Genomic DNA, 13,177 nt, shown 5'->3' with positions numbered 1-13,177 from the left:
ATCGATTGCAGCGGGCTGGTTGGATGACGGGGCGGCGCCTACGATGGGGCATCCCTTCTCCAGAGCGTATTGCACATGTCTCTGTCCAGGACGCCGCTCACGGCCGCGCTGCTGCTGGCCGCCGCGTTGTTCCAGGTTCCCGCCATCTCCGCCCACGCCGATCCCCCGTCGCAGGTGCTGCAGCAGCAGGCCGGCGGCTATCGCGTGCGTGTCGGCGAGGTCACCGTGACCGCATTGACCGATGGCACGGTGGCGCAGGATCTGCACCAGTTGTTGCAAGGCACGACGCCGCAGGCGATCGACGATCTGCTGATGCGCAATTTCGAGCGCAATCCGATCGAGGCGTCCATCAATGTCTTCCTGGTCGAACTGCCCGGCCATCGCGTGCTGGTCGATACCGGCGCCGGGCAGGCGTTCGGGCCTGGCAATGGCGGCCGTCTGGTCGAGAGCCTGGCCGCCCAGGGCCTGCGCCCGGAGGATGTGACCGACGTGCTGCTCACGCACGCCCATTCCGACCATGCTGCCGGGCTGGTGCGCGATGGCGAGCGCGTCTTCCCCAACGCCGTGGTGCACATCGGCAAGCCCGACGTGGACTTCTTCTTCGACGATGACGCCCGGCGCGAGAGCGGCTACGACGCCCAGTACTTCGAGGGTGCCCGGATGAGCTTGAAGCCGTACCTCGAGGCCGACCAGGTGGTCACCTTCTCGGGCACCCAGCAAGTGCTGCCGGGCATCACCGGTACGGTGCCCCCCGGGCACACGCCCGGGTCCGCGTTCTATCGCCTCGACAGCGCCAGCGAAAGCGTGACCTTCGTGGGCGACCTGATCCATGCGGCGGCCGTGCAGTTCCCCGAGCCCGGGGTCACGATCGCCTACGATCAGAATCCTGCCGGTGCGGCTGAGGTGCGTCAGGCGCAGTTCGCCATGTTCGCCCGCGAGCGCAGGCTGATCGCCGCGCCGCATCTGCCGTTTCCGGGCATCGGCCACGTCCGGGCTGCTGCAGGCGGTGGCTATGATTGGGTACCGGTCACCTAGACCAATCGTCAGGCTCCCTAGCGTTGTCGATGCGCGCCGCCTTGCCCTCCGGTCTGGACATGGACCTGCTGCTGACGCTCGATGCGTTGCTGGTCGAGCAGAACATCACCCATGCCGCGCAGCGACTGGGCATCAGCCAGCCGGCGATGTCGGCTCGGCTGGGGCGGTTGCGGCAGGTGTTCGATGATCGGCTGTTCGTCGCGGCGCCCAGTGGCCGCGGTGTGGTGCCGACGCCGCGGGCGCTGGCGTTGCGGCCGATGCTGGACGATGTCCTGAGCGGCCTTGCAGAGCTGGTGGCGCCGGCGACGTTCGATCCTCGAACCAGTCAACGGACCTTTGTCGTTGCGTTGCACGAGAATCCGGCCTTGATGCTGGGATCGGACCTGATCAACCGCTTGCGGGCGCAGGCACCGCAGGTGCGCATCCGTTTCGCGCTGCCGGACATGCAGGTCCTGCCGGGGCAGATGGAGCGCGGCGAGGTGGATGTGTTCGTCGGGCTCAGCGATGTCGCCGAGCACGGCTGGGTGGGGCGGCGGTTGTTCAGCGACACATTCCTCACCGCCCAACGCAAGGGGCATCCACGCGGTGGACGCAAGCCGAGCCTGCCGGCCTTCTGCGCAGCGGCGCATCTGGTGGTCTCGTCCGCCGGCGATCCGTTCTCCGGTGTCGTGGATACGGCGCTGGCCAAGCTGGGCCGTCGCCGCCAGGTCGTCATGTCCACCGAAAGCTACGCGACGGCGCCAGCCCTGGCGGCCACACCGACCTGCTGTGCACGCTGCCCGGGCGCTTGCTGCAGCGCTTCGGTGCCTCGTTGGACCTGTTCGCACCGCCGCTCGCGTTGCCCCAGTTCACGATCAGCGCCGACTGGCATCCTCGCAGCCGCGAGGACGCTGCCAGTGTCTGGTTCCGCAAGCTGTTGTTCCAGGCGGCGGGTGCGACCTCGAGCGGCTGAAAGACCGGTGAGTTTTAGTTGAAATCCAGGTATTTTGCGTTTACCCTGAATCCAGCTAAATTGCATTTACCTCGATATCGGGTATCACGATGCCGACCATGCCTCATCCCTTGCTGACGAGTGCGCAACTCGGGGCCCTGCTGCAGGCCGCGCGTAAAGCGCAGGGGCTGACCCAGGCGGCGCTGGCGTCGAGGCTGGGCCTGAGCCAGTCGCGAGTGTCGCACCTTGAACTCAATGCGCACGAGATGAGCGTGGCGCAGTTGCTTGCCTGGTGCGCGGCACTGGGCCTGGAGTTGGGTATGGGGCGGCGGGGCGCCCCTGCATCCTCGTCGGCAACCACGGACTGGTGAGATGGGACGTCGATCGCACAGCCGCAGCTTGTCCATCTGGACCAACGGTGTCCGCGTCGGCAGGTGGACCATCCCCGCGCGCGGGGAGATGGAGCTCCAGTACGACGCCGACTGGCGTGACGCCGACGTCGGCCGACCACTGTCCTTGTCGCTGCCGTTCACGCTGCAGAACCTGCCACTCAAGGGCGAGAAGGTCGCCCATTTTTTCGACAACCTGTTGCCTGACAGCGACGCCATCCGGCGCCGGGTGGCCGAGCGCTTCAGGACGGGCTCGACCGAACCCTTCGACCTGCTCAAGGCCGTCGGCCGTGACTGCGTAGGTGCTGTCCAGCTCCTGGACGAGGACGAGGCGCCCATCGGTTTCGATCGAATCGAGGGGACATCCCTGTCCGAGGACGCGATCGAGCGGCACCTGATCGAAACCGTGTCGCCATCAGCGTTCGCGGCGGCGCGAGACCCAGATGCAGACTTCCGCATCTCGCTGGCCGGCGCGCAGGAGAAGACGGCCTTCCTGTGGTGGGATGGGCAATGGCTGGCCCCGCGTGGCGCCACCCCGACGAGCCACATCTTCAAGCTTCCGCTTGGTCTGATGGGGGGGCGGCGCGCGGACTTCAGTACCTCTGTCGACAACGAATGGCTGTGCCTGCGCTTGCTCAAAGCCTACGGATTGCCCGTGGCCGAGGCGCGCATTGCGACATTCGGCCGCCAGCGCGTGCTGGTGGTGACACGCTTCGACCGGCGCGTCGCCCCCGATGGCCAATGGCTGATGCGTCTGCCGCAGGAGGACTTCTGCCAGGTCGAGGGCTGCTCGCCTTTGCGCAAGTACGAGAACGAGGGCGGTCCAGGGCTGAAGGCGTTGTTTGGGACGCTGCGGCAGTCCGTGAATGCCGAGGCCGACATGAAGACGTTGATGGCCGCGCAGGTGCTGTTCTGGTTGCTGCGTGCACCCGACGGCCATGCCAAGAACTTCAGCCTGCAGCTTCTGCCTCGCGGCCGCTTCCAACTGACGCCGCTGTACGACGTGATGTCGGTCTACCCGGTGCTTGGCGATGGTCCGAACCAGTGGTCGCCGTATGACATCAAGTCGGCGATGGCGTTGCTCGGCAAGAACCGGCATTACGCCATGCAAAGCATTCAGCGCCGGCACTTCAGTAGCACCGCGCAACAGGTCGGCTATGCGGCGACGGCCGAGCCGATCATCGAAGACCTGCTCGCGCGAACGCCAGCTGCCATCACTGAGGTGCAAGCCGATTTGCCGCACGACTTCTCGCCGCGCGTCCTCGACGCCATTCTCGGCGGGCTCGAGCAGGCAGCCAGATCGCTCGGTGAGATGTCGCCGTAAGACGCAGATCGTGTGCGCGTTCAAAACGTGGTGGCCGCGTCGGCGATGCGGATCGAGGTGTCGAAGCGTCCATGTCATCGGGGCGGGGCCCCAGGAGATGGCTTAAGTCCTTACTTACTCCAAGCGGATCAGACCGTCTGATCTGACGTCTGCGGCCGTGTGCATGACGGTCGATGTGTTTCGAGCGCTCGCATCCAGCAGTCTGTAGAGCCAGAACGCCTCGTCCTGCCAGGTCTTGTCGCGCAGCTGCCGCGCCGACAGTCCGGTCACCCGCTTCACTTCGCGCCCCAGATGGGATTGGTCGCTGTAGCCCGCGTTCGCCGCGACTGTGGCCAGATCCTGTGCGTGGCGAGCGGCCTACTCGAAGGCGCCCTCAATGCGGGCATACAGATCCAGATCGCGTTGGCTCTGTCCGGTCAGATGCTTGATCCGGCGCTGCACCTGGCGCATGCCCACGCCGAGTCGGGTGCGTGCGCCCCGCGCAGTCAGTGAGGTGAGCCAACTGCGGATGCCCACAATGTCAGTGGCCTGCTGGGCGTCCTGCCACAGCGGCGTCAAGCGGGCTTCCAGCGCGTCGAGCGGTGCATCGGAGGCGCCGATGCCCGACAGTGCGGCCAGCGCTTCAGCGGGCAGCACCTGTTCGGCAGGGATGACGGTGTCCACGTAGTCCTGCAGTCGGATACCCCATAGCCGCGCCAGCGCATCGGGGTAGAAGCTGACCATCAACGCGTGGATCGGGCCGGGCGACCAACTGGCGGCGGGCTTGCGGAACGGGCCGGCGAACACGAGGGTCGGCAGCGGCTCGGCGCGGACCTGGACGGGCGCGCCGCCCTCGATGTCGACCATATGCAAGTGTCCGTCGAGGATCCAGGAGACGGAGGGCAGGGGCGAGGCGGGATACATGTTGATCCGCTCGGCGGATGTGAGCGCCAAGCCGCGCGTGTCCCGCTCGATCGCGATATGGACGCAACCGGTCAAGGCAGAGGGCGGGAGGTGCAACCGGGCCGCTTCCGACGGCCGCCCGACGTGTCGCTTGCGTTCTATACCGGCGCTTCTCATGCCTTCGACAATCCCAACGTCATCCACCGGACCTGTCGAGCAAGACGCCATGACCAGAACCGTATTCCAGGGGAAGCTATCACATCGATTGCGGAGCGCCTGGGTGCTGCTGACCACCTCGTTAACGGTGCTTGCGCGCCGGGCGATCGGCAAACCATTGGTGGCCGAGTGGTCGGTGCCGTTTGAAATCGGGACGTTGTTCTATCGCCGCCAATTCAACCACGCCTTTTCGCTGGACCAGATCGCAGAGGGGCGCGCCTACTTCGACAGTTGCTTGACGATTGCCGGCTCGCCGCCGCCCGTGGACATTCGGCAGAGCGGGGCAGGCGAGCCGCCCGGTGCGTGGTTCACCCCGAAGGGGTACACGGGCGCGCTGACGATGCTGTACTTCCACGCGGCGGCTATACCTTTCATGCGGCGGTGACGCGCAACTTCATTGCGATGTTGGCGCATAGGCTGCAGGTGCGGATCTTCTCGCTGGAATACCGGATGACGCCTGAGCACGCGCATCCGGCGCAGCTCGACGATGCGCTTTCTGCCTACCGGCGTCTGGTGACGACGGGGATCGCGCCGTCGGACCTGATCCTCTGCGGCGATTCGGCGGGTGGGCATCTCGTGCTGATGACGCTGGCTGCGCTGCGCGCGGCGGAACTGCCGCAGCCGCTGCTGGCGATCGCGATCAGTCCGTGGACCTACATCGGGCGATTGGGCGAGAGCCAGTTTGGAAACGACCGCTACGACATGGTGCAGGGCTATCAGACCCTGCAGTACGGCAAGTGGTTGAAGGGCGGTGCGGACTACACCGATGCGGCGCTTTCGCCGATGGGACAGGACTTCGGCGGCACTGCGCCGCTGTACATCCAGGCGGATGACAAGGAGATTCTGGTGGACATGATCCGGGCGTTCGCCAAGCAGGCCGTCGGCCAGGGGGCAGGCGTGCGCCTGGATGTCTGGGCGCACATGACCCACGAATTCCATGCCTACGGCGACACCGAGCCGGCAAGCCGGCATGCCATTGCGCGCATGCGGCAAGCGATGGACTGGGCGGTGGCACAGCGTCGTGCCGATGGTGCGCGCCCGCACGGCGACACGACGCAGGATCATGCATTTGCCGAGGCGGGCCAGACGGGTGGGGGTCTGTTTCCGGCGGTTGACGAGACCGAGGTCGATGCCTGGCCCGACGCGCGCTCGACGGCACCGGCGAAATAGCGCTGCGTCGTCTCGCATCGACGTGCCTCGTTGTCTTGCCGGGCTCGGATCGACTCAACGATGCAGCGACCGCAATACCTTCGCCAATGTCTTGACCCCGGCTTCGAGCTCCTGCGGCGCATGGGCGGCAAAGCCCATCAGAAAGCCCGATGTGGGGGCCTCCGAAGCACAGAGCGTGCTCAGGCCGAGCAGGTCGATGCCTGCGCGTTGGGCGGCGTCCACGGCCTCAGGCTCGGACAGGGCGCGGGCGAACACGCAAGGCATCTGCATGCCGCCGCCCGGGACCCGGGGTTCCAGGTCATCGGACAGATGTTTGCGGACCAGCGCGGCCAGGCGGTCCCGCCGTTCGGCATAGACGGCGCGCATGGTGCGCACATGCGCGCCGAAGTGGCCGCCTTCGATGAAGCGGGCCAGCGTGAGCTGAGGAATCGGAGCGCTGTGGCCGTCGAGCAGGGTGCGGGCCGCGGTCATCGGTGCGACCAGGGACGGGGGCAGCACCATGTAGCCGATGCGAAGGCCGGGGAACAGCGATTTGGTGAAGGTGCCGATGTAGAGCGTGCGTTCGTGCGGATCGAGCCCCTGCACACAGGCGGTCGGCTTGCCCGCGTAATGGAATTCGCTGTCGTAGTCGTCCTCGATGATCCAGCCTTGCTGGTCGCGTGCCCAGTCGATGATCGCCAGGCGGCGGTCCAAGGCCAGCGTCGCGCCGGTCGGGAACTGATGCGAGGGCGTCAGGAACACCGCCCGCGCGGGGGCGCCGGGCTGCCGGCTGGCTTCGAGCAGGGGGGCGACCTGCAGGCCGTGCGCATCGACCGGTACGGGCACGCATTGCAGGCCCGCGGCCTCGAATGCCTTGCGGGCGCCGTGGTAGCCGGGGTCTTCGAGCAGGATCCGCTCGCCGGCATCGAGCAGCAGCGTGGCGCACAGGGTCAGGGCTTGCTGGGAGCTGGTCAGCACCAGTACGCGATCGGGCGTGGCGCGCGCGCCGCGTTCGAGGTTGACGTAGTCGGCGATGGCCTGCCGCAGCGGTGCCATGCCCTGGGCCGGGCTGTGCAGCAGCGCGCGGGTGCCGTACGCCTTCAAGACCTGGCGCTCCAGACGCTCCCAGGTCTGCAGAGGGAAGTTGCGCGTTTCCGGCACGCCGGGCGCGAATGCGCGTGGCGCCGGGAAATCGCGCACGCCGCCGCGCTGGAACAAGGCGCTGCCGCGTTGGCTCAGGCGCGGGGCGGTGCGGTCGGTGCGCGCGCGGCGCGCCTGGCCACGGCCGGGCAGGCGCTGCGCGCGTTCGGACACGAAGCTGCCGCTGCCCACGCGCCGTTCGATGAAGCCTTCGGCGTGCAGTTGGCCGTAGGCAGTCTCGACGGTGTCGCGCGAGACCCCGAGCGATGTCGCCAAGGCCCGCGATGCCGGCAGCGGCCTGCCCACATCGAGCATGCCGTCGAGGATCAGTTGGCGCACCGCGCGTTGCACGCGCAGGTGCAGTGGCAAGGCGCGCTGCGCGGGGTCGCCGATCGCGGCCTTCACCGACTCGAGCTGGGCGTGCTTGAACAAATGGTCTGCTCCATCGCCGGAAAGTGGCTGGGCAAATCGGGCCATTCTGCGCCTATAAATGCAGGCCGCAAGTGTCTGTCGTTTCAGGAGTCGTCCGTTCCACATGGCCCATGCCCCCACGTCTGCGTCCGTTCGCTGGAAGGACCTCCCGCACCCGGTCATCGCCGGGCTGATTTCCGTGATCGTCAACTACGGCGGCACCTTCATCCTGGTGTTCCAGGCGGCCAAGAGCGCTGGACTGAGTCCCGAGCTCACGGCCTCGTGGGTCTGGGCGGTCTCCATCGGGGTGGGCGTCACCGGCATCGTGCTGAGCTGGACGACCCGCGAGCCGATCATCACCGCCTGGTCGACGCCGGCCGCGGCGTTCTTGGTCACCGCCTTGGCCACGACGCCGTACGCCGAAGCCGTGGGCGCCTACCTGATCTCGGCCGCTGCCTTCGTGCTGCTGGGCGTGTCGGGGTGGTTCGAGCGTGTGATCCGGCTGATTCCGCCGGGCGTGACCGCCGGCTTGCTGGCCGGCATCCTGCTGCAGTTCGGCATTGGCGCCTTTGCCGGTGTGAGCCTGGACCCGCTGCTGGCGGGCGTGCTGATCGTCGCCTACCTGGTGCTCAAGCGGGTGTCGCCACGCTATGCGGTGGTGGGCATCCTGGTGTTGGGGCTGATGGTCCTGCTGTTGCAGGATCGGGTCGATGTCTCCGGGCTGCGTCTGGCGTTGGCCGCGCCGGTGTTCACGATGCCGGTGTTCTCGTTCAACGCCTTGTTGAGCGTCGCCTTGCCGCTGTTCTTGATCACGCTGACCGGCCAGTACATGCCGGGCATGCTCGTGCTGCGCAACGACGGCTTCAAGACCAGCGCCAATCCCATCGTGACGTTGACGGGCTTGGGCTCGTTGCTGATGGCGCCGTTCGGCTCGCACGCCTTCAACATCGCCGCCATCACCGCGGCGATCTGCACGGGCCGTGAGGCCCACGAACAGCCGTCCAAGCGCTGGATCGCCGGGGTGGCCGCAGGCGTGTTCTATCTCCTGGTCGGGGTGTTCGGGGTGACATTGGCGACGCTGTTCATGGCGTTTCCGGCGACCTTCATCGCGACGCTCGCCGGTCTGGCCTTGCTGGGCACCATCGGCGGCAGCCTGGCCAGCGCGATGGCCGAGGCCAGGACCCGCGAAGCGGCGCTGATCACGTTCCTGGCCGCGGCGGCCAACATCAAGCTGCTGGGCATCGGCGGGGCGTTCTGGGGCCTGGTGATCGGGCTGGTGGCCTACGCGGTGCTCAACGGCCGCTTGCCGCGGGCCGAGCCGACGGCCGCACCCACGTCGATGCCTTTGAATGGGAGGTCCCCCTGATGTCGTCCACGTTCGACACGCCCACCGGCCACGACCAGCACGGCCGCTATCCCGAAGCGACCAGCGTCGAGGACTTCCGCCGCAACTTGGCGACGGTGCATGCGCGCATCGAGGCCGCCTGCCGCCGCGCGGGCCGCGACCCGGCGACGGTGCGCCTGTTGCCGGTCAGCAAGACCAAACCCGAGGCCAGCCTGCGTCTGGCGCATGCGGCCGGGTGCCGGTTGCTGGGCGAGAACAAGGTGCAGGAAGCGCACCGCAAATGGGAGGCGATGCAGGATCTGACCGACCTGCACTGGTCGGTCATCGGCCACTTGCAGACCAACAAGGCCAAGCTGGTGGCGCGGTTCGCCAGCGAGTTCCAGGCGCTCGACAGCCTGCGCGTGGCCGAGGCGCTGGAACGGCGCCTGCAGATCGAGGGCCGCTCGCTGGATGTCTACGTGCAGGTCAACACCTCGGGCGAGGCCAGCAAGTACGGGCTCGCGCCGGGCGAGGTGCCGGCCTTCCTCCAAGCGCTGCCCGCGTTCTCGGCGCTGCGCGTGCGCGGCTTGATGACCTTGGCGCTGTTCTCCAGCGACGCCGAACGCGTGCGCCGGTGCTTCGTGCTGCTGCGGGGGCTGCGCGAGCGGCTGCGGCAGGACGCGCCTGCCGGCATCGCGCTCGACGAGCTGTCGATGGGTATGTCCGGCGATTTCGAGATCGCCATCGAGGAAGGCGCGACCGTGGTGCGGGTGGGGCAGGCGATCTTCGGTGCGCGCCCGATGCCCGACAGCTACTACTGGCCCGATGCCGCAGGCACCGAGGCGACGCCGGCATGAAGACGGCGTTGGCCATCCGCCATCTGGGCTTCGAGGACCTGGGCACGCTGGCGCCGCTGCTCATCGCCCGCGGCTACACCGTGCGCTATCTGGATGCCGGCAGCGAACGCCTCTGCACCGAGGCCGTGGCTGCGGCCGACTTGCTGGTGGTGCTGGGCGGCCCGATCGGCGCCTTCGACGAGGCGACGTATCCATTCCTCGCCGACGAGCTCAACGTCGTTGCCCAGCGGCTGCAGTACGCTCGGCCGCTGCTGGGCATCTGCCTGGGCGCGCAATTGATCGCCCGCGCGCTCGGCGCCGATGTCGCCAGCATGGGCCACAAGGAGATCGGTTTTGCGCCGCTGATGCTGACGCCTGCGGGCGAGGCGTCGCCGCTGGCGGCGCTGGGCGATGTGCCGGTGCTGCATTGGCATGGCGACCGCTTCGAGATCCCGGTCGGCGCTGTCCGCCTGGCGGGCACCGAGGCGTGCGCCCATCAGGCCTTCGCCATCGGACGGCACGTGCTGGCGCTGCAATGCCATCTGGAGGCCGAGCCGCAGCGCATCGAATCCTGGTTGATCGGTCATGCCTGCGAACTGGCGCAGGCCGGTCTCGATCCACGCGCCTTGCGCGTCGAGGCGCACGCCTTGCAGAGCGCATTGCCGTCGGCGGCGCGGGCGGTGTTCGCGGCCTGGCTCGACGCGCTCGAGACCGATGACGCGGCGGACGCGGCACGATGACCGCAGCCGGCTCGCCAGGCCTTCGGCCGCTCGCCCTGGACGTGGTCTCGGTGCAGTCGCAGGTGGTCTACGGGCGGGTGGGGAATGCGGTCGCGGTGCCGACGCTGGATGCACTCGGACTGGCGGTGGCCGCGGTGCCGACGGTGGTCTTCAGCAATACCCCGCATTACCCGACGATGCACGGCGGTGCGCTGCCGGCGGACTGGCTCGAGGGCTACTTGCAGGATCTGACGGCGCGCGGCGCGCTGGCGGGCCTGCGGGCGGTGCTGCTGGGCTACTTGGGCAATCCGCAGCAGGCTGCGGTCGTGGCGCGCTGGGTCCGGGCGCGTCTGGCAGAACGCGCGGCCCTGTGTGTCGTGATCGACCCGGTGATCGGCGATCACGACCACGGCGTCTATGTCGACGCCGGTCTGGTCGAGGCCTACCGCCGGGATCTGCTGCCCTTGGCTGACGGCGTGACCCCGAACGGGTTCGAGTTGGCGCAGCTGACCGGACGGTCCGTGCACGACGTCGACAGCGTGATCGCCGCTGCACGGGCGCTGCTGACCGGCCACACGCAATGGGTGGCGGTGACCAGTGCCGCCCCCGACACCTGGGCGGAGAACGAAACCCAGGTGGTGCTGGTCACGCGCACCCGGGCCGAGGTGATCGCACATCCGCGCATCGGCATCACCCCCAAGGGCACCGGCGACCTGTTCTGCGCGGCGCTGACCGGGCACTGGCTGCGCGGGCGGGGCCTGCGGGACGCGACGACGCGGGCTTGCCGGCATGTCGTCGAGGCGCTGCGGCGGACCGAGCAGGCGCAATGCGCCGAACTGTTGCTGCCGTTGCCGGGCCACCTGCGTGGCGACGCCACGCTCTCGCCACGTCGGCATACGACCGCGGTCGCGCAGCAGGCGCGCCAGCCCACGGACACCCGCGCGCCCGCGCGCGCCTCCTCATTCCCCACGCCATAGGCCATTGCCATGTACGACGCCACCCTGACCCTGACCGAGTTCGACCCGGAGCTCGCCCAGTCCATCCAGCACGAAGCGCGCCGGCAGGAAGACCACGTCGAGCTGATCGCCTCCGAAAACTACGCCAGCCCGCTGGTGATGGCCGTCCAGAACTCGGTGCTCACCAACAAGTACGCAGAAGGGTATCCGGGCAAGCGCTACTACAGCGGCTGCGGCTACGTGGACGTCGCCGAGCGTCTGGCGATCGAGCGCGTCAAGGCGCTGTTCGATTGCGACTACGCCAATGTCCAGCCACACGCAGGCGCGCAGGCAAACGCGGCGGTGTTCCTGGCGCTGGCCCAGCCAGGCGATACGGTCATGGGCATGAACCTGGCCCAGGGCGGTCACCTGACGCATGGCAATCCGGCCAACTTCTCCGGCCGGCACTACAACATCGTGCCGTACGGGCTGGATCCTGAGACCGGGCTGATCGACTACGACGAGATGGCACGCATCGCGCATGCAACGCGGCCCAAGCTGTTGATCGGCGGCTTCTCTGCGTATTCGCGCCACAAGGATTGGGCGCGGATGCGGGCGATCGCCGACGAGGTGGGAGCGATCTTCTGGGTGGACATGGCGCATGTCGCCGGCCTGGTCGCCGCGGGCGAGTATCCCGACCCGCTGCCGCACGCCCATGTGGTGACCAGCACGACCCACAAGACGCTGCGCGGGCCGCGTGGCGGCCTCATCCTGGCCAAGGGGCAGGGCAGCGAGCTCTACAAAAAGCTCGACTCTGCGGTGTTCCCCGGCACCCAGGGCGGGCCGTTGATGCATGGCATCGCGGCCAAGGCGGTCGCGTTCAAGGAAGCGCTGCGCCCCGAGTTCAAGACCTATCAACGCCAGGTGGTGACCAATGCCCGCGCCATGGCCGCGGTGCTGCAGCAGCGCGGCTATACGATCGTCTCGGGCGGCACCGACAACCATCTGATGCTGATCGACCTGTCCGCTAAGCCCTACACCGGCAAGGACGCGGACGCGGCGCTGGCCGATGCCTACATCACCACCAACAAGAATTCGGTGCCCAACGATCCGCGCTCGCCCTTCGTCACCTCGGGGCTGCGCATCGGCACGCCCGCAGTGACCACGCGCGGCTTCGGTGTGCCCGAATGCGAGCAGTTGGCCGGTTGGCTGTGCGACGTGCTCGATGCGCTCGAGATCGGTGACGATGCGTCAGCGAGTATCCGCGACCACGTGCGCACGCAGGTGGTGACGCTGTGCCGGCGCTATCCGGTGTACGGCTAAGCCGGTCGAGCGCCTCACGCGTGCGCTGCGCGGCGCCGCACGTGCCCTCTTTCTGTCAGGAGTTCCTCCATGCCTTCTCTCCGTTTGCCCTACCAGACGCTTTCGCCCGAGGCCTATCGCGGACTCGGGATCGCGAAACTGGCCCTGGACAAGAGCCCCTTGGGCAAGCCCCTGGTCGAGCTGGTCTATCTGCGCGTCTCGCAGATCAATGGCTGCGCGTTCTGCCTGGAGATGCACGCCGCGGCGCTACGCGCGGACGGCATGCCGCAGGCCAAGCTGGACGCGCTGGCGGGATGGCGGGTCAGTGCCCATTTCAGCGAGCGCGAGCGTCTGGCGCTGGCCTGGACCGAGGCCTTGGTGGACGTGGCGCGCAGCCATGCGCCGGATGATGATTTCCTGCCGCTCACGTCCGTCTTCAGCGACGCCGAAATCTCCGACCTCAGCTTCGCGGTCGCGCTGATGAGTGCGTTCAACCGTCTGGCGATCGGCATGCGGCAGTAGCAGCACGGCATCGGCCGGGTTGGGGCACCCAGGCCGCCCGGATTGCTGCCTCCCTGACATTG

14 protein-coding genes are annotated in these 13,177 nt (G+C 67.9%); 12 read left to right on the top strand and 2 right to left on the bottom strand.

The window, feature by feature from the left end; translation table 11 throughout:
• The first annotated feature begins 75 nt into the window (after positions 1-75).
• The 4 genes from ABE487_RS04180 to ABE487_RS04165 all read left to right on the top strand — a co-directional run bounded on the left by ABE487_RS04180 (position 76) and on the right by ABE487_RS04165 (position 3,679).
• Complete coding sequence (locus ABE487_RS04180) at positions 76-1,035, top strand: MBL fold metallo-hydrolase (protein ID WP_346451407.1); 960 nt, start codon at positions 76-78, stop codon at positions 1,033-1,035.
• Positions 1,036-1,064: 29 nt separating this feature from the next.
• Positions 1,065-2,009 carry a LysR family transcriptional regulator gene (locus tag ABE487_RS04175; protein ID WP_346451409.1) on the top strand — a complete coding sequence of 315 codons (945 nt, stop codon included), beginning with the start codon at positions 1,065-1,067 and terminating at the stop codon, positions 2,007-2,009.
• 76 nt (positions 2,010-2,085) lie between these two features.
• Positions 2,086-2,337, top strand: coding sequence for a helix-turn-helix transcriptional regulator (locus tag ABE487_RS04170; protein WP_346451410.1), 252 nt, complete (start codon positions 2,086-2,088; stop codon positions 2,335-2,337).
• Positions 2,338-2,365: 28 nt separating this feature from the next.
• A complete protein-coding gene (locus ABE487_RS04165; RefSeq protein ID WP_346451411.1) occupies positions 2,366-3,679 on the top strand; it encodes a type II toxin-antitoxin system HipA family toxin in 1,314 nt (437 codons plus the stop codon).
• Positions 3,680-4,036: 357 nt separating this feature from the next.
• On the opposite strand, the gene ABE487_RS04160 is transcribed toward ABE487_RS04165, so the two are convergent.
• Entirely contained in the window at positions 4,037-4,657 is a 621-nt protein-coding gene (locus ABE487_RS04160; protein ID WP_346451412.1) for a hypothetical protein, read from the bottom strand.
• 184 nt (positions 4,658-4,841) lie between these two features.
• Here ABE487_RS04160 and ABE487_RS04155 point away from each other — a divergent pair, with 184 nt between their 5' ends.
• Together ABE487_RS04155 and ABE487_RS04150 are read left to right on the top strand one after the other, a co-directional pair.
• Positions 4,842-5,162, top strand: coding sequence for a hypothetical protein (locus ABE487_RS04155; protein ID WP_346451413.1), 321 nt, complete (start codon positions 4,842-4,844; stop codon positions 5,160-5,162).
• Complete coding sequence (locus ABE487_RS04150) at positions 5,081-5,947, top strand: alpha/beta hydrolase fold domain-containing protein (RefSeq protein ID WP_346451415.1); 867 nt, start codon at positions 5,081-5,083, stop codon at positions 5,945-5,947. Before ABE487_RS04155 ends, ABE487_RS04150 begins: the two co-directional genes overlap by 82 nt.
• A 54-nt stretch (positions 5,948-6,001) precedes the next feature.
• Here ABE487_RS04150 and ABE487_RS04145 read toward each other — a convergent pair whose 3' ends face one another.
• Positions 6,002-7,498, bottom strand: coding sequence for a PLP-dependent aminotransferase family protein (locus ABE487_RS04145; protein ID WP_346451416.1), 1,497 nt, complete (start codon positions 7,496-7,498; stop codon positions 6,002-6,004).
• Between the two features lie 103 nt (positions 7,499-7,601).
• Between ABE487_RS04145 and ABE487_RS04140 the strand changes: the two genes are divergently transcribed.
• From ABE487_RS04140 to ABE487_RS04115, 6 genes are all read left to right on the top strand, one after another.
• Entirely contained in the window at positions 7,602-8,843 is a 1,242-nt protein-coding gene (locus tag ABE487_RS04140) for a benzoate/H(+) symporter BenE family transporter (RefSeq protein WP_346451417.1), read from the top strand.
• On the top strand, positions 8,843-9,658 hold the full coding sequence (locus tag ABE487_RS04135; RefSeq protein ID WP_346451419.1) for a YggS family pyridoxal phosphate-dependent enzyme: 816 nt from the start codon (positions 8,843-8,845) through the stop codon (positions 9,656-9,658). Before ABE487_RS04140 ends, ABE487_RS04135 begins: the two co-directional genes overlap by 1 nt.
• On the top strand, positions 9,655-10,377 hold the full coding sequence (locus ABE487_RS04130) for a glutamine amidotransferase (protein WP_346451421.1): 723 nt from the start codon (positions 9,655-9,657) through the stop codon (positions 10,375-10,377). Before ABE487_RS04135 ends, ABE487_RS04130 begins: the two co-directional genes overlap by 4 nt.
• A complete protein-coding gene (gene pdxK, locus ABE487_RS04125; protein WP_346451423.1) occupies positions 10,374-11,333 on the top strand; it encodes a pyridoxine/pyridoxal/pyridoxamine kinase in 960 nt (319 codons plus the stop codon). Before ABE487_RS04130 ends, pdxK begins: the two co-directional genes overlap by 4 nt.
• Positions 11,334-11,342: 9 nt before the next feature.
• Entirely contained in the window at positions 11,343-12,614 is a 1,272-nt protein-coding gene (gene glyA / locus ABE487_RS04120; RefSeq protein ID WP_346451424.1) for a serine hydroxymethyltransferase, read from the top strand.
• 69 nt (positions 12,615-12,683) lie between these two features.
• Complete coding sequence (locus ABE487_RS04115) at positions 12,684-13,115, top strand: carboxymuconolactone decarboxylase family protein (RefSeq protein WP_346442434.1); 432 nt, start codon at positions 12,684-12,686, stop codon at positions 13,113-13,115.
• The last annotated feature ends 62 nt before the right edge of the window (positions 13,116-13,177 follow it).

The organism is Luteimonas sp. TWI596, from assembly GCF_039674105.1.
GTDB lineage: Bacteria > Pseudomonadota > Gammaproteobacteria > Xanthomonadales > Xanthomonadaceae > Luteimonas.
Note: the sequence above shows the minus strand (reverse complement) of the source record. Positions and strands in the feature narration are given on the sequence as shown.

Bases quoted from the DNA above. Each gene is read 5' to 3' on its own strand.
- ABE487_RS04180 (WP_346451407.1), top strand. From the start codon at position 76: ATGTCTCTGTCCAGGACGCCGCTCACGGCCGCGCTGCTGCTGGCCGCC.
- ABE487_RS04175 (WP_346451409.1), top strand. From the start codon at position 1,065: ATGCGCGCCGCCTTGCCCTCCGGTCTGGACATGGACCTGCTGCTGACG.
- ABE487_RS04170 (WP_346451410.1), top strand. From the start codon at position 2,086: ATGCCTCATCCCTTGCTGACGAGTGCGCAACTCGGGGCCCTGCTGCAG.
- ABE487_RS04140 (WP_346451417.1), top strand. From the start codon at position 7,602: ATGGCCCATGCCCCCACGTCTGCGTCCGTTCGCTGGAAGGACCTCCCG.
- ABE487_RS04135 (WP_346451419.1), top strand. From the start codon at position 8,843: ATGTCGTCCACGTTCGACACGCCCACCGGCCACGACCAGCACGGCCGC.
- ABE487_RS04130 (WP_346451421.1), top strand. From the start codon at position 9,655: ATGAAGACGGCGTTGGCCATCCGCCATCTGGGCTTCGAGGACCTGGGC.
- pdxK (WP_346451423.1), top strand. From the start codon at position 10,374: ATGACCGCAGCCGGCTCGCCAGGCCTTCGGCCGCTCGCCCTGGACGTG.
- glyA (WP_346451424.1), top strand. From the start codon at position 11,343: ATGTACGACGCCACCCTGACCCTGACCGAGTTCGACCCGGAGCTCGCC.
- ABE487_RS04115 (WP_346442434.1), top strand. From the start codon at position 12,684: ATGCCTTCTCTCCGTTTGCCCTACCAGACGCTTTCGCCCGAGGCCTAT.